Below are 20,043 nucleotides of genomic sequence, written 5' to 3'. Positions count from 1 at the left end.
GTCATAGCCCGTCCGGCGTTTGAGGACCGGGGGTCCAGGGGGCGGAGCCCCTTGGATTTGGGTAGAGGGGCGGGTCTGGGGCGCCCCGCGAGGGTCAGACCGCTGCGGTCTCGCTGACCGGGCGCAGCATGCACGTCAGGCGGGCGCTGCACACCCGCTTGCCGGCCTCGTCGGTGATGACGATCTCGTACGTCGCCGTGGAGCGGCCCCGGTGCACCGGCGTGGCCACGCCCGTGACCAGGCCGGAGCGTGCGCCGCGGTGGTGCGTGCAGTTCAGGTCGACGCCGACGGCGATCTTCTGGCTGCCGCCGTGCAGCATGGCGCCCACCGAGCCGAGCGTCTCGGCGAGCACCGCGGAGGCGCCCCCGTGCAGCAGGCCGTACGGCTGGGTGTTGCCCTCGACGGGCATGGTGCCGACGACGCGCTCGGCGGAGGCCTCGAGGACCTGCACGCCCATGCGGTTGCCGAGGTGCCCGGCGGAGAACAGGGAGGGCAGGTCGATGCCGAGACCGGCGTACTCGTCGATGACTTCTTGCGGGAACTTCGTGGTGTGCTGCTCGCCCATGGGGCCGGGCTCCGTTCGTCGACGACACCTGAACACTGGCGTTGCTGGCTGAGCGAACGCTCAGTCGGTGGCCGATTGTTCCAGGCGTACGACGACGGACTTGCTCGCGGGGGTGTTGCTGGTGTCCGCCGTGGCGTCGAGCGGCACGAGGACGTTGGTCTCGGGGTAGTACGCGGCCGCGCAGCCCGGCGCCGTCGGGTAGTGCACGACGCGGAAGCCGGGGGCGCGCCGCTCGACGCCGTCGCTCCACTCGCTGACGAGGTCCACGTACGAGCCGTCGGTGACGCCGAGGGTGCGCGCGTCGGCGGGGTTGACCAGGACCACGCGGCGGCCGTTCTTGATGCCGCGGTAGCGGTCGTCGAGGCCGTAGATCGTGGTGTTGTACTGGTCGTGGGAGCGCAGCGTCTGGAGCAGGAGGCGACCTTCGGGGACCGTGGGGTACTCGACGGGCGCGGCCGTGAAGTTGGCCTTGCCGGTGGCCGTGGGGAAGCGGCGCTCGTCGCGCGGGGCGTGCGGCAGCGCGAAGCCGCCGGGCTCGGCCACGCGCGCGTTGAAGTCCTCGAAGCCCGGCACCACGCGCGCGATGCGGTCGCGCACGCCGGCGTAGTCCTTCTCGAACTCCTCCCAGGGCGTGGCCGATGCGGGGCCGAGGACGCGGCGCGCCAGGCGGCACACGATGGCGGGCTCGGAGAGCAGCAGGGGGCTCGCGGGCTTCAGGCGGCCGCGGGAGGCGTGCACCATGCCCATGGAGTCCTCGACGGTGACGAACTGCTCGCCGCTGTCCTGGAGGTCGCGCTCGGTGCGGCCGAGCGTCGGCAGGATCAGGGCGCGGGCGCCGGTGATCGCGTGCGAGCGGTTGAGCTTCGTCGACACGTGCACCGTCAGGCGGGCGCGGCGCATCGCCGCCTCCGTGACGTCCGTGTCGGGGGAGGCGGAGACGAAGTTGCCGCCCATGGCGAAGAACACCTTCGCCTCGCCGTCGCGCAGTGCACGGATGGCGCGGACGACGTCCAGGCCGTGGTGGCGGGGCGGGGCGAACCCGAACTCCTTCTCCAGGGCGTCGAGGAAGGCCGGGGCGGGCCGCTCGAAGATGCCCATGGTGCGGTCGCCCTGCACGTTCGAGTGGCCGCGCACCGGGCACACGCCGGCGCCCGGGCGGCCGATGTTGCCGCGCAGGAGCAGGAAGTTGACGACCTCGCGGATGGTGGGCACCGCGTGCTTGTGCTGGGTCAGGCCCATCGCCCAGCACACGACGGTGCGCCGCGATGCGAGGACCATGCGCAGGGCCTCGTCGATGGCCGCGCGGTCCAGGCCGGTGGCCGTGAGCGTCTCGTCCCAGTCGGCGGCGCGCGCGGCGGCGGTGAAGTCCTCGTACCCGTGGGTGTGTTCCCGTACGAAGTCCTCGTCGACGGCGCCGTCCGTCTCCAGGATCAGCTTGTTGAGGAGGCGGAACAGGGCCTGGTCGCCGCCGATGCGGATCTGCAGGAACAGGTCGGTGAGGGCGGTGCCCTTGAGCATGCCCTGCGGGGTCTGCGGGTTCTTGAAGCGCTCCATGCCCGCCTCGGGCAGCGGGTTGACCGTGATGATCTTCGCGCCGCCGCGCTTGGCCTTCTCCAGGGCGGAGAGCATCCGCGGGTGGTTCGTGCCCGGGTTCTGCCCGGCGACGATGATCAGGTCCGCTTGGTAGAGGTCCTCCAGGAGGACGCTGCCCTTGCCGACGCCGATGGTCTCGGTGAGGGCCGAACCCGACGACTCGTGGCACATGTTCGAACAGTCGGGCAGGTTGTTCGTGCCGAGCTCGCGGGCGAACAGCTGGTACAGGAACGCCGCTTCGTTGCTGGTGCGGCCCGAGGTGTAGAAGAGGGCCTCGTCGGGTGAGCCGAGCGCGGCCAGCTCCTCGGCGACGATGTCGAACGCCCGCTCCCAGGAGACCGGCTCGTAGTGCTCGGACCCCTCCGCCAGGTACATGGGGTGGGTGAGGCGGCCCTGCTGGCCCAGCCAGTACCCGCTGCGGGTGGTGAGGTCGGCGACGGAGTGCGCGGCGAAGAAGTCGGGGGTGACGCGGCGCAGCGTCGCCTCCTCGGCGACGGCCTTCGCGCCGTTCTCGCAGAACTCCGCCGTGTGGCGGTGCTCGGGCTCGGGCCAGGCGCAGCCGGGGCAGTCGAAGCCGTCCTTCTGGTTGACGCGCAGCAGCGTCAGGGCCGTGCGGCGCACGCCCATCTGGCGCTGGGCGACCCGCAGGGTGTGGCCGATGGCGGGCAGTCCGGCGGCGGCGTGCTGCGCGTCCGCGACCTGCGGCGCGTCCTGGACCGGGTCACCCTTGGGCGGCTTGCTTGCCATCGTCTGCTCCCCTTCGAGCGCACAACGCGAGTACGGGTCCGATCCTCCCACGCAGGACTGACACCGGAGGCGGCCGGGGCGGTGGCGGGGCCGGCACCGGGGCCGACACCGGGGGTGGCCGGAGGGCGGGGCGGGGCCGAGTGTCAGTGGGGCGTGGCAGGATCGGGGACGTGGCAGAAAAAGCATCGAAGAAGACCGAGAAGACGACCGCCGGCGACCGGCCGCGCCTGCTCCTCATGGACGGGCACTCCCTGGCGTACCGAGCGTTCTTCGCGCTGCCCGCGGAGAACTTCACGACGGCGACGGGCCAGCCGACGAACGCGATCTACGGCTTCGCGTCGATGCTGGCGAACACCCTGCGTGACGAGGCGCCCACGCACTTCGCGGTGGCGTTCGACGTGTCGCGCAAGACCTGGCGCTCGGAGGAGTTCGCCGAGTACAAGGCGAACCGCTCGAAGACCCCGGACGAGTTCAAGGGTCAGGTCGAGCTGATCGGTGAGCTGCTGGACGCGATGCACGCGGTGCGGTTCGCGGTGGACGGCTTCGAGGCGGACGACGTCATCGCGACGCTCGCCACGCAGGCGGAGGCGGCCGGCTTCGAGGTGCTCATCGTCACGGGTGACCGGGACTCCTTCCAGCTGATCACCGACCACGTGACGGTGCTGTACCCCACGAAGGGCGTCTCGGAGCTGACGCGCTTCACTCCGGAGAAGGTCCAGGAGAAGTACGGCCTGACGCCGAGCCAGTACCCGGACTTCGCGGCGCTGCGCGGCGACCCCTCCGACAACCTGCCGGGCATCCCGGGGGTCGGCGAGAAGACGGCCGCGAAGTGGATCAACCAGTTCGGTTCGTTCGCGGAGCTCGTGGAGCGCGCCGAGGAGGTCAAGGGCAAGGCCGGGCAGAACTTCCGCGACCACCTGGACGCGGTCAAGCTGAACCGCCGTCTTACGGAGATGGTGCGCGACGTCGAGCTGCCCAAGACGGTCACGGACCTGGAGCGCGCTCCGTACGACCGCAAGGCCCTGGCGCTGGTCCTGGACACCCTGGAGATCCGTAACCCGTCGCTGCGGGAGCGGTTGCTCGCCGTGGACCCGGGCGCCGAGGAGGCGGAGGAGGCCCCCGTCGCCGAGGGCGTCGACCTGGACGGCGCGGTGCTCGGCACCGGCGAGGTCGCCCCGTGGCTCGCCGAGCACGGCAAGGCGGTCCTCGGCCTGGCGACCGTCGACACGTGGGCGCTCGGCACGGGCTCGGTCACGGAGGTCGCGCTCGCCGCGGCCGGGGGAGCGGCCGCCTGGTTCGACCCGGCGCAGCTGGACGAGGCCGACGAGAAGGCGTTCGCGGCCTGGCTCGCCGACCCCGCGAAGCCGAAGGTGCTGAACAACGCCAAGGGCGTGATGCGCGTCGCCGCCGAGCACGGCTGGAGCGTCGACGGCGTCACCATGGACACGGCGCTCGCCGCGTACCTGGTCAAGCCGGGCCGCCGCTCCTTCGACCTCGACTCGCTGTCCCTGGAGTATCTGGGCCGTGAGCTGGCGCCCGCCGCGGCGGCCGACGGCCAGCTGGCGTTCGGCACGGAGGACGACGAACAGGCGGCGTCCGAGGCGCTGATGGTGCAGGCCCGCACGATCCTCGACCTGGGCACCGCGTTCGGCGAGCGACTGGGGGAGGTCGGCGCCGCCGAGCTGCTCACGGACATCGAGCTGCCGACGTCCGCGCTGCTCGCCCGCCTGGAGCGGCACGGCATCGCCGCCGACCGCGCCCACCTGGAGTCCATGGAGCAGCAGTTCGCGGGCGCCGTGCAGCAGGCCGTGAAGGAGGCGCACGCGGCGGCGGGCCACGAGTTCAACCTGGGCTCGCCCAAGCAGCTCCAGGAAGTCCTCTTCGGAGAGCTCGGCCTGCCCAAGACCAAGAAGACGAAGACCGGGTACACGACGGACGCCGACGCCCTGGCCTGGCTCGCCGCCCAGACGGACAACGAGCTGCCGGTCATCATGCTCCGCCACCGCGAGCAGGCCAAGCTGCGCGTCACCGTCGAGGGCCTGGTCAAGACGATCGCCGCGGACGGCCGCATCCACACGACGTACAACCAGACGGTCGCCGCCACCGGCCGCCTGTCGTCGACGGACCCGAACCTGCAGAACATCCCGGTGCGCACGGACGAGGGCCGCGCCATCCGCCGCGGCTTCGTCGTCGGCGAGGGCTTCGAGTCCCTGATGACCGCCGACTACAGCCAGATCGAGCTGCGCGTGATGGCGCACCTGTCGGAGGACGAGGGCCTCATCGAGGCGTTCACGTCCGGCGAGGACCTGCACACGACCGTGGCCTCGCAGGTGTTCGGCGTGGAGCGGTCCGCCGTCGACGCGGAGATGCGCCGCAAGATCAAGGCCATGTCGTACGGCCTGGCGTACGGCCTGTCGGCGTTCGGCCTGTCCCAGCAGCTGAACATCGAGGCGGCCGAGGCCCGTGCCCTGATGGACACGTACTTCGAGCGGTTCGGCGGCGTCCGCGACTATCTGCGCCGCGTCGTGGACGACGCCCGCGCCACGGGTTATACGGAGACGATGCTGGGCCGGCGCCGCTATCTGCCGGACCTCAACAGCGACAACCGGCAGCGGCGCGAGATGGCCGAGCGGATGGCCCTGAACGCGCCGATCCAGGGCACGGCGGCGGACATCGTCAAGATCGCCATGCTGCATGTGGACCGGGCGCTGACCGAGGCGAAGCTCGCCTCGCGGATGCTGCTCCAGGTCCATGACGAAGTCGTCCTGGAGATCGCTCCGGGGGAGCGGGCCGCGGTCGAGGAGCTGGTGCGCCGGGAGATGGCCGGTGCGGTGTCGCTGCGAGCGCCGTTGGATGTGTCGGTGGGCGTGGGGGCCGACTGGGAGTCGGCGGCGCACTAGCCTCCGGCGGGGGTGCGGTTGGCCTCCGGCGGGGGTGCGGGAGCCCGAAGGGACCGTTGACTCGGTCGGCGTTGATCGCCCTTCGGGCTCGTCCTCAAACGCCGGACGGGCTGGCATAGAGCGCCGTACGGGCTGGATACCCAGGCCCCATTTCCCCCTGGCGGTACGCCGAGATGAACGGGTCGGGGCCGGTGGGGAAACGGGGACAGGACCGTGACCGGCCAATCCGACAAAATCGGACGCGAACAGGTGTCTCGGCGCTGAGAGTTGTCGTAGTGTCGCCTGAGCCGTCCCTTGAGGGCGCCACCGCGCGCGCCAGGACGGCATGAGCAGGTCGTCAACAGGTCGTCAAGGGGAGGGGTTCACGGACATGGCGCCGGTATTCGGCAAGCGGCTGCGCAGAGGAGCGGTGACCTCCGCGGTCGCCGCCGCGGCGGTGGCGGCCCTGGCCGCGTCGCAGGCCCCGGGCGTGGCGACGACGGATCAGCCGCGGGAAGGACAGGCCGCCGACTCCACGCTGCCCCCGGCCGCGGATTCGGCGACCGGTAACTCGCCGTACTACACGGACCTCCCGCCCCTCAAGAGCCCGGTGCCGCCGACCGCCAAGCCTGGCGGCGGCGCCGCGAAGGGCGACCCGGAAGCGGGCCTTCCGGCGACGGTCCTCGACGCGTACAAGAAGGCCGAGGCGGCCGTGAAGACCTCGCGGCCCGGCTGCAACCTCCCCTGGCAGCTGCTCGCCGCGATAGGCAAGGTCGAGTCGGGCCAGGCCCGCGGCGGCCGCGTCGACGCGGACGGCACGACCCTCACGCCCATCCTCGGCCCGGTCCTCAACGGCAACGGCTTCGCGAAGATCACCGACACCGACCGCGGCGCCTTCGACGGCGACACCACGCACGACCGCGCCGTCGGCCCCATGCAGTTCATCCCGTCGACGTGGGCGAGCTCCGGCCAGGACGGCAACGGCGACGGCAAGAAGGACCCCAACAACATCTACGACGCCGCGCTCGCCGCCGCCCACTACCTGTGCGGGAAGAACCGCGACCTCGCCGTCCAGGACGACCTCAACGCCGCGATCCTCAGCTACAACCAGTCCACGGAGTACCTGAACACGGTCCTGTCGTGGCTGGAGTACTACCGCAAGGGCACCCACGAGATCCCCGACGGCACCGGCCGCATCCCGAAGGACCGCAGCGACGAGCGGACCCCGAACCCCGGCCCGACCACGCCGCCCGCGCCCACCCCGCCGTCCGTCACGCCGCCGAAGCCGCTGCCCAAGCCCACGCCGCCGGACAAGCAGCCGCCGAAGGAAGGGAGCCGGCCGGGCACCGAGAAGCCAAGGCCGCCGCAGCCGCCGACGCCCTCGAAGCCCCAGGACCAGGTCACCGACCTGGAGAACGCGGGCCCGGACGAGCTCGCCGCGACCGCGGGCGACGCCTTCGCCGAGCGCGTCGCCGTGCGCGCCGAGAACCGCTCCGGCAAGGGCGTGGCCAAGGTCAAGGTGCGCTTCACCATCAGCGGGGACACGGACACGCGCTTCAAGGGCGGCGCCCGCAGCGTCACCGTCACGACGACCGGCTCCGGCACGGCCACGTCGCCCGAGCTGCGCGCGGGCGAGAAGACCGGCGCGTTCACCGTGCGCGCCCTGGTCGTGGGCCGCACCCTCGACCGCGTCGAGGTGCCGGGGACCGTCACCGGACGCAAGGCCGACGCGCTCGCCCGTATCGGTGACGAGCCGCTGGTCTGCGAGCCGGGCAAGGCCTTCGCCGACCAGCTGGAGGTCAAGGCGACGTACGACGGCAAGACGGCCGCCGGTGTCGCCGCCACCGCCATGATGATCAAGTCCGCGGACAAGCCGACCGTGAACGACAAGGGCCCCTACTTCAAGGACGCCGCCGGCAAGCCGGTCCGCATCCTCAAGGGCCTCAAGACGGACGCGAACGGCAAGCTGCTGCTGCCGAAGATGTACGCCGACGACGCCGCCGGCACGTATCTGCTGCGCGTCGTCACCGACGGCGGCGCCACGCTCACCGTCAAGCTGGAGGTGAAGGCGCCCACGAGCACGCCCAGCGGCACCCCGAGCGGTACGCCCAGCAGCACGCCGAGCGGCACGCCCAGCGGCACACCCGACGCGACGCCCACCGACTGACGGACCGGCCCATCGACGGACCGGCCCACCGGCTGACCGACCCGCCGACGGACCGGCCCACCGGCCGCTCGTACGCGAACCGCCCCCGCGCCACCCGGCACGGGGGCGGTTCCCGTACGCCGCCGCACACGTCACCGCACACGTCACCCGAGCCTGTGCAACGTGTTCTCATCTCGCCCCCGCGTTGCTACGGTGCCCCCGCCTGACGAATAGTCAGTTCCCGGCTCCAAGGCGCCTCGGGAGGCCCGCATGCGTGCCCTCATCGCCGCCGCGACCGGCCTCGCCGTCGCGCTCGCGCTCATCCTGACGATCACGGCGATCGGCGCCCCGTCCGGCGAGACCTCGCCCGAACCGCTGCTCACGACCGTCCCCGCACACCCCTAGGGAGGGCCGAGATGCGCCGCAAGGCCAGCCTGGTCCTGCTCGCCTTCGCCGTGTTCTTCGCGGCCCTGTCCCCGCTCCTGCGCTGGTACGCCTTCCCGCGCCTCGCCAAGATCCCGCCGAGCCAGTACCAGGAGGCGGTCCTGGAGGCGAAGAACCCGACGCTCATCGACTACGGCACGATGAGGGCCGAGAAGGTCGACAAGGTCACCATCGTGCAGACCCTCAAGGGCAACGTGGAGGCGTCAAAGGAGATCGAGAAGAGCGCCGGCCGCGACGTCGTCGTCTGGGACGCCCTCTCCTACGTGGAGGACTCCGACGGCAAGATGGTCTCCAAGATCCCCGAGCGCTACATCTTCGACGCGCACAGCCAGGAGCCGGTGCACGCCACCGGGGAGTCCGTCGACGGCGACCCGGTCGAGCGCCAGGGCCTCGAGTTCAAGTGGCCCTTCCTGACCGAGAAGCGGGACTACGCGTACTTCGACGCACAGGCCCGCGTCACCCGGCCCATCCACTACAAGGGCACCCGGAAGTTCCGCGGCCTGGAGGTCTACTACTTCGAGCAGACCATCCCCTGGACCAAGGTGCCCTTCCCCAAGACGATGCCGGTCAAGGGCATCACTCCGAAGTCCCTCGCCAGGACCGGCACCACCCGCTGGTACACCACGGTCCGCAAGTTCTGGGTCGAACCGACCACCGGAGCACCCGTCTACGGCGAGGAGATCCAGCGCAACGAACTGCGCGGCGGCACCCTCCTCGGCGACCGCGACAAGGTCACCGTCTTCGCCGGGCACGTGAAGATGCGCGAGGACTACATCGCGCACACGGTCGACCTGGTCAAGTCCCAGCGCGTCCTGGTGCTCCTGCTCACCTCGTACCTCCCCTGGGGCTTCCTGATCCTCGGGGTGCTCCTGATCGCGCTCTCCCTCTGGCTGGAGGCCCGCAGCCGCGGACCGGACGACCCGGCCCCCACCACGACCACCGACCCCGAACCCGAGCCCGTCAACGCCTAGGTTCCCGGGTCCCGTTGGGCCTGGCGGGCCTTCGTGTGCCGGGTCGGCTCGGCCGTCGCGGGGTCCTCCGGCCACGGGTGCTTCGGGTAGCGGCCGCGCAGGTCCGCGCGGACCGCGCGGTAGCCGGTCCGCCAGAAGGAGGCCAGGTCCGCCGTGACGGCCGCCGGGCGTCCCGCGGGGGACAGCAGATGCACCAGGAGCGGCACGCCCGCGACGCGCGGGGTGTCGTCGAGCCCGAACATCTCCTGCAGCTTCACGGCGAGCACGGGCCGCTCCGGGTCCGCGTAGTCGACCCGGATCCGTGAGCCGCTCGGCACCGCGACCCGCTCCGGCGCCAGCTCGTCCAGGCGGGCCGCCTCGCCGCCCGCCCACGGAAGCAGCCGCGTGAGCGCCTGCCCGGCGTCGATCCTGCCCAGGTCGGCGCGGCGCCGGGCCCGCCCGAGCTCCGGCTCGAGCCAGTCGTCGGCCCGCGCGAGCAGCGCGTCGTCGGACACGTCGGGCCACGGCTCGCCCAGGTGCCGCCGCAGGAACCGCAGTCGCTCCCGCAGCGCCACCGCCTCCCGGCTCCACCGCAGCAGCCCGACCCCCTCACGTCGCAGCCCTTCGAGGAGCCCGTCGCGTACGAGAGCGGGGTCCACGTCCTTGAGCGGCCGCACCGCGAGCTCCACCGCCCCGAGCCGCTCGACGTGCCGCGCCACCAGATCGCCGTCGGCCCAGACGACCTCGTCCCGCTCCGCGTGCAGCGAGGCGGCGGCAGCGCGGGCGGTGCCCTCGTCGACGGCCGCGGCAAGGCGCACGCGCGCGTGCCCCGCACCGGCGGCCCGGTCGGCCACCGCGACGGCCACCCAGGGAGCCCCGGCCGGCCCCGGGCCCACCTCGGCCCGGGTGCCGCCGACCATCAGATACGTTCCGTCGCCCATGCGCCGAGCCACCCGCTCGGGAAACGCGAGGGCGACCACGAGCCCCGCGACCCCCTCGTCCGTCGAACCCCCGCTCTCCGGGGCGCCGTTCTCCGAGCCCCTGTTCTCCGGGGCGCCGTCCGCCGACACGGCCCCCACGGCCGACGTGAGCCGCCGGACCTCCGTACGCCACCGCGCGGCATAGGCGTCGCCGCCCCGCCGGGCACCCCGCAAGGCCGACGCCACGTCGTCCCCGTACTCACGGGGAGGCTCCTCGCTCAGGAGGGCGACGACCTCCGCGGCGCGCCGCCCGCCGACCTGCGGCGCCGCGTCCAGGAGGGCACGGGCGAGCCGCGGGTGCACCCCGATCCGCGAGAGGCGCCCGCCGCGCTCGGTGGCGTGCCCCTTCGCCGCGTCCACCGCCCCGATGGCCGTGAGCACGTCGCGGGCGGCGGCCAGGGCGCCCGCGGGCGGCGGGTCGAGGAGCGCGAGCCCCGACGCCTCGGGGTCGCCCCAGCACGCGGCCTGCAGCGCGAACGCCGTCAGGTCCGCGACCTTGATCTCGGGGGAGGGGAAGCGGGCGAGCCGGGCGTCCTCCGCCTCGCTCCAGCACCGGTACACCGCACCCGGCGCCTCACGGCCCGCCCGCCCCGCCCGCTGCCTCCCGGCGGCCTGCGAGGCCCGCACCGTCGTCAGGGAGCTCAGCCCGCGCGCGTGGTCGACGCGCGGCTCCCGCGCGAGCCCGGAGTCGACCACGACCCGCACACCCGGCACCGTCAGGGACGACTCGGCGACCGATGTCGCGAGGACCACGCGGCGCCGGTCACCCCCGGAGAGGACCGCGTCCTGCGTCGCGGCCGGCGCCCGCCCGTGCACCTGGAGGACGTCCACGCCGTCCAGGTCGCCCAGCTGCCCGGCCACCCGGCCGATCTCCCCGACGCCCGGCAGGAAGCACAGCACGTCCCCGTCCCGCTCCCGCAGCGCCCGCCGCACCACGGAAGCCACGTGCGTGAGCAGCGCCGGATCCACCTGCATCCCGTGCGGCGGCCGCACCGGCCGCGCGGGCGGCGCCCACACCACCTCTACGGGGTGCGCGATACCGGCGGCCGCCACTACGGGGGCACCGCCCAGGACCCGCGCCCACCCCTGTGCGTCCGTGGTCGCCGACGCGGCCACCAGCCGCAGCTCCGGCCGCAGCGCCTCGCGTACGTCGATCAGGAAGGCCGCGACCGTGTCCGCGTCCAGATGCCGCTCGTGGCACTCGTCGATCACCACGGTGTCGACGCCCGCGAGCTCCTGGTCCCGCTGGAGCCGCTGGAGCAGGACACCGGTCGTGACGACCTCCACGCGCGTGTGCGGGCCCACCACGCGCTCGCCGCGCACCGTGTAGCCGACGCGGCCGCCGACCTTCTCGCCGAGCAGCCACGCCATCCGCCGGGCCGCGGCCCGCGCGGCGATGCGCCGGGGCTCGGCGACCACGACGCGCCGCACCGGACCGCCCTCGTCACCTTCCGTGAGACCCGCGAGCGCGAGCGGTACGAGGGTCGTCTTGCCCGTGCCGGGCGGCGCGCACAGGACGGCGGCACCCGGCCCCTCCAGGGCGGCGCGCAGCGCGGGCAGCGCCTCGCGCACGGGCAGGTTCAGAGCGGCGTCACGGATCACGCACTCAGTCTCGTACGCCGCCACCCGTGCCCGGAAACGGCCCTCGGTCCCGGACCGACCCCGGGCCCGGGGCCTCAGGAGTCCCGGAACCTCAGTCCCGCTCGCACACGAAGATCGCCGTCCCCGGGATCAGGCTTCCGCGCAAGGGGGACCACCCGCCCCACTCCTGGGTGTTCCACGCGGGCCACTCCGGCTCCACCAGGTCCACCAGGCGGAACCCGCCCGCGACGACGTCCCGCACCCGGTCGCCGACGGTCCGGTGGTGCTCGACGTACACCGCGTGGCCCCGCTCGTCCTGCTCGACGTACGGAGTGCGGTCGAAGTACGAGGCCGCCACCGACAGGCCCTCGGGGCCCGGCTCGTCCGGGAACGCCCAGCGGATCGGATGCGTCACGGAGAACACGAACCGGCCACCGGGCCGCAGCACCCGGCGCACCTCCCGGAGGACCCGCACGGGCTCCGCGACGAACGGCAGCGCCCCGTACGCGGAGCAGGCGAGGTCGAAGGAGCCGTCCGCGAAGGGCAGCGCGCCCGCGTCGGCCTCCACCAGGGGCACCCGGCCGCCGGCGCCGTCCTCCTGGATGCGCAGCGCGTGCTGGAGCTGGCGGTGGGAGAGGTCGAGGGCCACGGGCCGCGCGCCCTGCGCGGCGAGCCAGCGCGAGCACTGGGCGGCGCCCGCGCCGATCTCCAGGACGTCCTTGCCCTTCAGCTCCTCCGGCGGGCCGAGCAGCTCCGCCTCGACCTCGTCGAGCCCCTCGGGGCCCCATACGAAACGGTCGTCCCCGAGGAACGTGCCGTGCTCGGTCTGGTACTCGTCCGCGTTCCGGTCCCACCAGCCGCGATTGGCGCGGACACTCTCGGTGACGTCGGCGTCGCGCCGGGTGGCCTCGGGCTCGGGTGCGTCGGGCTCTTGGATGATCGGCTCCATCGTCGGTACTCTGCGGGCTTCCGCCGCGCGGGCCCGGCGCGGCAGAGCGCAGTGCGGCCCGTGTGGCCTCATACAACTCGTTTTGTGCCGGGTATGCGGCGATCCGCCCCGGGTGTGCGCCTTCGCGCATTGACCCTGTCGGGCGGCCCCCGTATGCTACAAGTTGCGCTGCGGGCCTGCGTTCCTCAGACATAGCAGGTTGCGCTCGCGTCTGTTGTATGTCCCCTCGGTTGTCGAGGCGTTTTCCGTTTCCTTCGGGATCCCCGGAATTCCGCGCCTCCTAAGCTGTCCGGCTTCTGCAGAGCGAAACGGGCTCCGGCGCATGCAGTACCTACGACTTCAATGTCCGTACCGGAGCCCTTTCCCACATGACGAGCAGCACCGAGACCACCGCCACCACCCCGCAGGTTGCGGTCAACGACATCGGTAACGAGGAAGCCTTCCTCGCCGCGATCGACGAGACGATCAAGTACTTCAACGACGGCGACATCGTCGACGGCGTCATCGTGAAGGTCGACCGGGACGAGGTCCTGCTCGACATCGGTTACAAGACCGAAGGCGTCATCCCGAGCCGCGAGCTCTCCATCAAGCACGACGTCGACCCGAACGAGGTCGTCGCGGTTGGTGACGAGATCGAGGCCCTGGTTCTCCAGAAGGAGGACAAGGAAGGCCGCCTGATCCTCTCGAAGAAGCGCGCCCAGTACGAGCGTGCCTGGGGCACCATCGAGAAGATCAAGGAAGAGGACGGGATCGTCACCGGTACCGTCATCGAGGTCGTCAAGGGTGGTCTCATCCTCGACATCGGCCTCCGCGGCTTCCTCCCGGCCTCCCTGGTCGAGATGCGCCGTGTCCGCGACCTGCAGCCCTACGTGGGCAAGGAGCTCGAGGCCAAGATCATCGAGCTGGACAAGAACCGCAACAACGTGGTCCTGTCCCGCCGCGCCTGGCTGGAGCAGACCCAGAGCGAGGTCCGCCAGACCTTCCTCACCACCCTCCAGAAGGGTCAGGTGCGCTCCGGCGTCGTCTCCTCCATCGTCAACTTCGGTGCCTTCGTGGACCTGGGTGGCGTCGACGGTCTCGTCCACGTCTCCGAGCTGTCCTGGAAGCACATCGACCACCCGTCCGAGGTCGTCGAGGTCGGCCAGGAGGTCACGGTCGAGGTCCTGGACGTCGACATGGACCGCGAGCGCGTCTCCCTGTCGCTGAAGGCGACCCAGGAAGACCCGTGGCAGCAGTTCGCCCGCACCCACCAGATCGGCCAGGTCGTGCCCGGCAAGGTCACGAAGCTGGTTCCGTTCGGTGCGTTCGTCCGCGTGGACGAGGGCATCGAGGGTCTGGTCCACATCTCCGAGCTGGCCGAGCGCCACGTGGAGATCCCGGAGCAGGTCGTCCAGGTCAACGACGAGATCTTCGTCAAGGTCATCGACATCGACCTGGAGCGTCGCCGGATCTCGCTGTCCCTGAAGCAGGCCAACGAGTCCTTCGGTGCCGACCCGGCGTCGGTCGAGTTCGACCCGACCCTGTACGGCATGGCCGCGTCCTACGACGACCAGGGCAACTACATCTACCCCGAGGGCTTCGACCCCGAGACCAACGACTGGCTCGAGGGCTACGAGACCCAGCGCGAGGCCTGGGAGACCCAGTACGCCGAGGCGCAGCAGCGCTTCGAGCAGCACCAGGCTCAGGTCATCAAGTCCCGCGAGGCCGACGCCCAGGCGGCGGCCGAGGGCGGCGACGCGGCCGCTGCGGCTCCGGCCGCGGGCGGTCAGGGTGGCGGTTCGTACTCCTCCGAGGGTGCGGACACCTCTGGTGCCCTTGCTTCGGACGAGGCGCTTGCTGCGCTGCGCGAGAAGCTGGCCGGCGGTCAGAGCTGACCGCGCGCCGCTCACTAGGCGGTAGCTGACGCCTGTGGCCCCGCACCATCCGGTGCGGGGCCACAGGCGTTTTTGCCGCTGGCGCGGGGTCGCGGCCGGTTCGGCACCGCCGGGATCGTGCGTCGTGGTCGTGCGCCGTCGCGGCGGGAAAGAGACCGGCTGCGCCGGTCAGCTGCCGCTCACGGCGTCACGGGGATGTTCGTCAGGCCCTTGCCGCCGGTGACCGTGTTGCTTGCGTAGACCGTTGTCCGGCAGGTGGGGGTCTGGTTGGTGACGTTGATCGCCAGCTGTTTGGTGCCCGTCGCCGTGGTCAGGTCCGACGTGTTGGTGCGGAAGACCGTGCCGCAGCCCCAGCCCGGCTGTTGGGTGTGGGTCTCGAAGCCGTTGTTCGTGGTGTTCTTGCCGGTGTTGCCCTCGATGACGTAGTTGTTGCCCTTCACGTCGATCCATGAGTCGTCGTAGTTGTTGCCCGTCAGGCCCTTGCCGTCGAACGTGTTGCCCACGACGCGGCCGCCCTTCGTGCCTTCCTTGAGGTCGACGGCCTCGCCGCCGACGTCCGGACCGATGATGTTGTTCAGAATCTGTACGTTGTCACTCCGGTCGGAGAGGGTGTTCGCGGAGCCGACGTAGACGCCCTCGCCCATGCCGCTGTTGTCGTTCCCGGTGTCGTGGATCCGTGAGTTCCTGATCGTGCCGTCGCTGCTGGACTTGCGGAAGTGCACGCCCTCCATGGCGAGGCCGTGGACCGTCACGCCGTCCACCACGACCCCGTCCGCGGAGTCGATCATGATGCCCTTCTGGCCGCCGGTGACGGTGATGCCCTTGACGGTCCAGTGCGCGGCCCCGTTCAGATGGAGGCCGTAGCCGCCGCTCGCCTTGAGGACGGCCTTCGGCGAGCCGGTCAGGGTGATGCGGGCGCCGGGGCGCGCGGCGGTCGCGGCCTTGAAGTTCCCCGGGTACGTGCCGTCGGCGAGGTGGATGGTGTCGCCGGGGGAGGCGGAGCCGAGGGCCGCCTTGAGTTCGGCCGCCGTGGACACCTCGATGGTGTCGGCGGCGGGGGCCGCGTGCGCGGTCAGGGCGAGGCCGGCTGTGGCGGTGACGGCGGCGAGTACGGGGGCGAGCAGGGAACGGGTGCGCATGGGATGCCTTTCCGGTTCCGTCGACTGATCACTGCGTTCTTCTATCTGAACTAGGGGCGGCATTCTGAACGCTCGGGTGCGTCGAGACGGTAGAGGCGAGGCATGTGTGCGTCAAGGTCTGGACCATGAACTCCGCCTGGCGCTGCCGGAGTTCATGCATACGAACCCCGGTGCGTGCCGCCGCGGAGAGCCGGCGGGCGGGCGGTGCGCCGCGCGGGAATGCCCGCTCCCGGGGGCGTGTTCTGCTCTATGAACACGAGGAGGAGCGGTCACTGTGCTTGATCCGCAGGGTTTGTACGCGTGGGAGCCGAAGGGGCTCGCGGTCGTCGACATGGCGCTCGCCCAGGAGTCGGCCGGTCTTGTCATGCTCTACCACTTCGACGGATACATCGACGCGGGCGAGACCGGCGACCAGATCGTCGAGCGGCTCGTGGACAGCCTTCCCGGGCAGGTCGTGGCCCGGTTCGACCACGACAGGCTCGTGGACTACCGCGCCCGGCGCCCGCTGCTGACCTTCCGCCGCGACCGCTGGACCGTGTACGAGGAGCCCACCCTGGACGTGCGGCTGCTCCAGGACGCCACCGGCGCGCCCTTCCTGCTGCTCTCCGGGCCCGAGCCGGACATCGAGTGGGAGCGCTTCGCCGCCGCCGTCAAGGAGATCGTCGAGCGCCTCGGCGTACGGCTCTCCGTGAACTTCCACGGCATCCCCATGGGCGTACCGCACACCCGCCCGGTCGGCCTGACGCCGCACGGCAACCGCACGGACCTGATGCCGGGCCACGCGAGCCCCTTCGACGAGGCGCAGGTGCCGGGCAGCGCGGAGGCCCTGGTCGAGTACCGCCTGGAGGAGGCGGGCCACGACGTCCTCGGCGTCGCCGCCCACGTGCCGCACTACGTGGCGCGCTCCTCGTACCCGGACGCGGCCCTGACCGTCCTGGAGGCGATCACCGCCGCCACGGGCCTGGTCCTGCCCGGCGCCGCGCACGCGCTGCGCACGGAGGCGCACCGCACCCAGACCGAGATCGACCGGCAGATCCAGGAGGGGGACGAGGAGCTGGTCGCCCTCGTCCAGGGCCTTGAGCACCAGTACGACGCGGCGGCGGGCGCGCAGACCCGCGGCAACATGCTCGCGGAGCCGGTGGACATCCCGTCGGCGGACGAGATCGGCCAGGAATTCGAGCGCTTCCTCGCGGAGCGGGAGGGCGACGGCTGACGCGGGCCGAGCAGGCCCGGCCGACCCGGCGGGCAGGCCCCAGGGACATGCCATCGGGGCAGGGCCTAAGCTGCCCGTCATGCTGAAAGTTGGCCTGACCGGCGGCATCGGTGCCGGCAAGAGCGAGGTGTCGCGGCTGCTCGTCGCGTCCGGGGCCGTCCTCATCGACGCCGACCGGATCGCGCGCGAGGTCGTCGCGCCCGGCACGGACGGCCTCGCGGCGGTCGTGGAGACCTTCGGCACGGACGTGCTCGCGCCCGACGGGAGCCTCGACCGGCCGAAGCTCGGCGCCATCGTCTTCGCCGACCCCGCGCGTCTTGCCGCTCTGAACGCGATCGTGCACCCCCTGGTGGGCGCGCGCTCCGCGGAGCTGGAGCGGGCCGCCGCGGCCGACGCCGTCGTCGTGCACGACGTGCCGCTGCTCGCCGAGAACGGCCTGGCGCCGCTGTACGACGTGGTGGTCGTCGTCGACGCGAGCCCCGAGACCCAACTCGACCGCCTGGTACGGCTGCGCGGCATGAGCGAGGACGACGCCCGCGCGCGGATGGCGGCCCAGGTGACGCGCGAGAAGCGCCGGGAGATCGCCGACATCGTGATCGACAACGACGGCGTCCTCGCGGACCTGGAGGAACGGGTGGCGGCCGTCTGGCAGGACCTGCGGCGGCGGGCCGCGCAGGCCTAGGCGCGCGGCGGAGAGGGGCGGGGCTGTGGTCGTACTGGCGGCGTTCACCGCCCTGGGCGGGCTCGTCGCGCTGCTCGCCGGCGCGTACGGCCTCGAACAGACCCGGCGCATCACCGAGTCGGGCCTGGTCACGGAGGCCCTCGTCAAGGCCGTGCGGCAGGGCGCCGACCGGCCGCAGCTGCAGTTCGAGACCGAGGACGGGCGGGTCGTCGAGATCGTCTCGCCGGTGCCCGTGAGCAGGCGCAGGCCGCTGCCGGCCGGTGCGCGCCTGCAGATCGCCTACGACCCCGACGACCCGCGGGACGTGGTGGTGCTCGGCGGGGAACGGCGGGGCATCGACCGGGTGTTCGTGATCGCGGGCGCCGGTCTGGTCGTGGTGGGCCTCGGGCTCGCCCTGGTGGCCGGGTAGTCGGCGCGCGCCGTCACCGGAAGGGGCCGGGGCCCGGAATACGGACGCCCGGTGCGGGCGTTGAGTGTGCTGAGCAAGGGAAGGAGTTCGGCGTGCCCGAAAGCAGCCCGGAGAGCCATGTCATCGACTTCCGCGCGGCGGAGCAGCTGCTCGCCGCGCGTGACCCGCGGGGCGCGGTGAAGCTCCTCGACACCGTCATCGCCGCGCACCCGGAGAACACGGCGGCGCGGCTCCTGCGCGCCCGCGCGTTCTTCGCTTCCGCCCAACTGCGCGCCGCCGAGCTGGAGTTCAGCATCGTCCTGGAGCGCGAGCCGGACAACGCGTTCGCGCACTTCGCGCTCGCCCGCACCTATGAGCGCGCCCTGCGCCCGGACCAGGCCAGACGGCACTTCAGGCTCGCGGCCGCGCTCGACCCGCAGCCGGAGTACCTGGCGGCGGCGCGGTTCGACAGCGACGACGCGTAGGACGGGACGTAACGGGGCGCTCAGGTCTCCGGGGGTTCGTACGGCGGTACGTCGCGGCCCGGCTGGTAGTGCGGGCCCTGGCGGATGTGGCGGACGACGAGGGCCATGTCGACGACGATCACGAGCCAGAGGATCCCGCACGCCACGGCCCACTGCGGCCGGTCCGCGAGGACGAAGGCCACCGTGCCCGCGGTCGCCCAGATCAAGCCCCATACGCTGAACCAGAAGCGCATGCGCAGAGGGCTGCGTGCGGTCACCGGTTCGCTGCCTGTGCGCATGAGACGTCATCTCCTCCTTCCAGGGTCCACCCGGCGTGGGCGGAGCGGAAGGGGCGACCGAGGGGTAGGTGGGGCTGTGCTGGACGTGCTGCGGGCCGCGGCGGAGAGTGACGAGGGGCTCGCCGCGTGGCTGAAGGAGCTCGACGACGCGGGGGAGCCGAGGGCGGCGGCCGTCCTGCCGGACGCCGACGCGCTGCCCGACGTCCTCCTCGACCTCGCCGTGCCGCACGAGGACATCAACGAGCTGATCGCCCTGCGCGCCCGGGTCGAGGGGCACGACGACACGCGGTGGCTGCTTGAGCGGTGTGTCGACGCGCTCGTGCGGACCATGGGCGAGCCCGGGAAGCAGCCGCGCATGCCGGTGCTCCCCGAGGAGCTCGGCGAGCTCGGCACCTGCTTCTACGTGTACGTCTTCGTCGCCGCGCTGCCGCATGTGCGCGCCTACCACCGTCGCCACGGCATACCCGACGACACCGCCCGCCGCACCCTCGCCGACCTCGGCCGGCACATGGCCGTGCACCGCAGGGGCCACGAGAGCCGGGGCGTGCCGGTGCCCGGCTGGAACGCGCTGCACTTCCGGGGCGAGCTCTACCAGTTGGGGCGGCTGCAGTACCAGCGGGCCCGGCTCGGTGAGCGCATGGGCGCGGCGGTCGCGGCGGCCGGGCTCGGGGCCGGGCCCGGCGACCTGTGCCTGAGCGTGCACATACCGGACTTCAGCGGTCCGCTGTCGCCGCGGGCGTGCGATGAGTCCGTGGCCCTGGCGCGGGAGTTCTTCCCCCGGCACTTTCCCGCGGAGCGCTATCGGGTGGCCGTGTGCCACTCGTGGCTGCTCGACCCGCAGTTGAAGGACTATCTGCCCGCGGACTCCAACATCGTGGCCTTCCAGGAGCGGTTCCGGCTCGCGACGACGTACGGCGACGAGGAGCCGGACGACACCGTGCCGGTCGGCTTCGTCTTCGGTGACCGTGATCTGCCGGTGGGGCGGTTGCCGCGGCGCACGCGGGTTGAGCGGGCCGTGGGGGATCATCTCCGCGCGGGCGGGCACTGGTATGGGGGGCATGGGTGGTTCTTGCTGTAGGGCGGGGCCCTCGCGGGGCGCCCCAGTCCCGCCCCTTCACCGAAACCAGGGGCTGCCGCCCCTGGCACCCCG

General features: G+C 72.3%; 16 protein-coding genes. 10 read left to right on the top strand and 6 right to left on the bottom strand.

The annotated features are described in order from the left end of the window. Positions 1 to 94: 94 nt before the first annotated feature. Positions 95 to 565 (bottom strand): PaaI family thioesterase, encoded by a 471-nt coding sequence (locus ACFWZ5_RS36990; RefSeq protein WP_384801844.1) that lies wholly within the window; start codon positions 563 to 565, stop codon positions 95 to 97. Positions 566 to 625: 60 nt separating this feature from the next. Then, positions 626 to 2,905, bottom strand: coding sequence for an FdhF/YdeP family oxidoreductase (locus ACFWZ5_RS36985; RefSeq protein ID WP_384801841.1), 2,280 nt, complete (start codon positions 2,903 to 2,905; stop codon positions 626 to 628). Positions 2,906 to 3,075: 170 nt separating this feature from the next. Between ACFWZ5_RS36985 and polA the strand changes: the two genes are divergently transcribed. The 4 genes from polA (at position 3,076) to ACFWZ5_RS36965 (ending at position 9,345) form a co-directional block, all read left to right on the top strand. Then, positions 3,076 to 5,805 (top strand): DNA polymerase I, encoded by a 2,730-nt coding sequence (gene polA, locus ACFWZ5_RS36980; protein WP_384801838.1) that lies wholly within the window; start codon positions 3,076 to 3,078, stop codon positions 5,803 to 5,805. 370 nt (positions 5,806 to 6,175) lie between these two features. Then, on the top strand, positions 6,176 to 7,951 hold the full coding sequence (locus tag ACFWZ5_RS36975) for a lytic transglycosylase domain-containing protein (protein WP_384801835.1): 1,776 nt from the start codon (positions 6,176 to 6,178) through the stop codon (positions 7,949 to 7,951). Between the two features lie 249 nt (positions 7,952 to 8,200). Further along, positions 8,201 to 8,335: an SPW_0924 family protein gene (locus tag ACFWZ5_RS36970; protein WP_384801832.1), complete on the top strand. Its 135-nt coding sequence runs from the start codon at positions 8,201 to 8,203 to the stop codon at positions 8,333 to 8,335. A gap of 11 nt (positions 8,336 to 8,346) precedes the next feature. After that, entirely contained in the window at positions 8,347 to 9,345 is a 999-nt protein-coding gene (locus ACFWZ5_RS36965) for a DUF3068 domain-containing protein (protein ID WP_384801829.1), read from the top strand. On the opposite strand, the gene hrpB is transcribed toward ACFWZ5_RS36965, so the two are convergent. Then, positions 9,342 to 11,906, bottom strand: coding sequence for an ATP-dependent helicase HrpB (hrpB, locus tag ACFWZ5_RS36960; protein WP_384801827.1), 2,565 nt, complete (start codon positions 11,904 to 11,906; stop codon positions 9,342 to 9,344). The two genes, ACFWZ5_RS36965 and hrpB, sit on opposite strands and share 4 nt — an antisense overlap. Positions 11,907 to 11,997: 91 nt before the next feature. After that, entirely contained in the window at positions 11,998 to 12,834 is an 837-nt protein-coding gene (locus ACFWZ5_RS36955) for a class I SAM-dependent methyltransferase (RefSeq protein WP_384801824.1), read from the bottom strand. Between the two features lie 368 nt (positions 12,835 to 13,202). Between ACFWZ5_RS36955 and rpsA the strand changes: the two genes are divergently transcribed. Continuing rightward, on the top strand, positions 13,203 to 14,708 hold the full coding sequence (gene rpsA, locus ACFWZ5_RS36950; protein WP_384801821.1) for a 30S ribosomal protein S1: 1,506 nt from the start codon (positions 13,203 to 13,205) through the stop codon (positions 14,706 to 14,708). A gap of 179 nt (positions 14,709 to 14,887) precedes the next feature. Here rpsA and ACFWZ5_RS36945 read toward each other — a convergent pair whose 3' ends face one another. After that, positions 14,888 to 15,847 (bottom strand): right-handed parallel beta-helix repeat-containing protein, encoded by a 960-nt coding sequence (locus ACFWZ5_RS36945; RefSeq protein WP_384805987.1) that lies wholly within the window; start codon positions 15,845 to 15,847, stop codon positions 14,888 to 14,890. A 274-nt stretch (positions 15,848 to 16,121) separates the two neighbouring features. Here ACFWZ5_RS36945 and ACFWZ5_RS36940 point away from each other — a divergent pair, with 274 nt between their 5' ends. From ACFWZ5_RS36940 to ACFWZ5_RS36925, 4 genes are all read left to right on the top strand, one after another. After that, positions 16,122 to 17,060, top strand: coding sequence for a PAC2 family protein (locus ACFWZ5_RS36940; protein ID WP_384805989.1), 939 nt, complete (start codon positions 16,122 to 16,124; stop codon positions 17,058 to 17,060). A gap of 79 nt (positions 17,061 to 17,139) precedes the next feature. After that, complete coding sequence (gene coaE / locus ACFWZ5_RS36935; protein WP_384805991.1) at positions 17,140 to 17,742, top strand: dephospho-CoA kinase; 603 nt, start codon at positions 17,140 to 17,142, stop codon at positions 17,740 to 17,742. 25 nt (positions 17,743 to 17,767) lie between these two features. Continuing rightward, positions 17,768 to 18,151, top strand: coding sequence for a DUF3592 domain-containing protein (locus ACFWZ5_RS36930; protein ID WP_384805993.1), 384 nt, complete (start codon positions 17,768 to 17,770; stop codon positions 18,149 to 18,151). A 92-nt stretch (positions 18,152 to 18,243) separates the two neighbouring features. Further along, positions 18,244 to 18,615, top strand: a complete 372-nt coding sequence (locus ACFWZ5_RS36925; protein WP_384805994.1) for a tetratricopeptide repeat protein — start codon at positions 18,244 to 18,246, stop codon at positions 18,613 to 18,615. A gap of 20 nt (positions 18,616 to 18,635) precedes the next feature. Here the strand turns inward: ACFWZ5_RS36925 and ACFWZ5_RS36920 are convergent, their stop codons facing one another. Beyond that, positions 18,636 to 18,893 (bottom strand): DUF6343 family protein, encoded by a 258-nt coding sequence (locus ACFWZ5_RS36920; RefSeq protein WP_384805996.1) that lies wholly within the window; start codon positions 18,891 to 18,893, stop codon positions 18,636 to 18,638. 85 nt (positions 18,894 to 18,978) lie between these two features. Between ACFWZ5_RS36920 and ACFWZ5_RS36915 the strand changes: the two genes are divergently transcribed. Beyond that, a complete protein-coding gene (locus ACFWZ5_RS36915; protein WP_384805998.1) occupies positions 18,979 to 19,971 on the top strand; it encodes an acyltransferase domain-containing protein in 993 nt (330 codons plus the stop codon). Positions 19,972 to 20,043: the final 72 nt, after the last annotated feature.

Origin of the sequence: Streptomyces sp. NPDC059003 (assembly GCF_042740445.1) — a bacterium.
In the GTDB taxonomy this organism is placed as follows: Bacteria; Actinomycetota; Actinomycetes; order Streptomycetales; family Streptomycetaceae; genus Streptomyces.
This window is presented reverse-complemented; position numbering and strand designations above follow the sequence as displayed.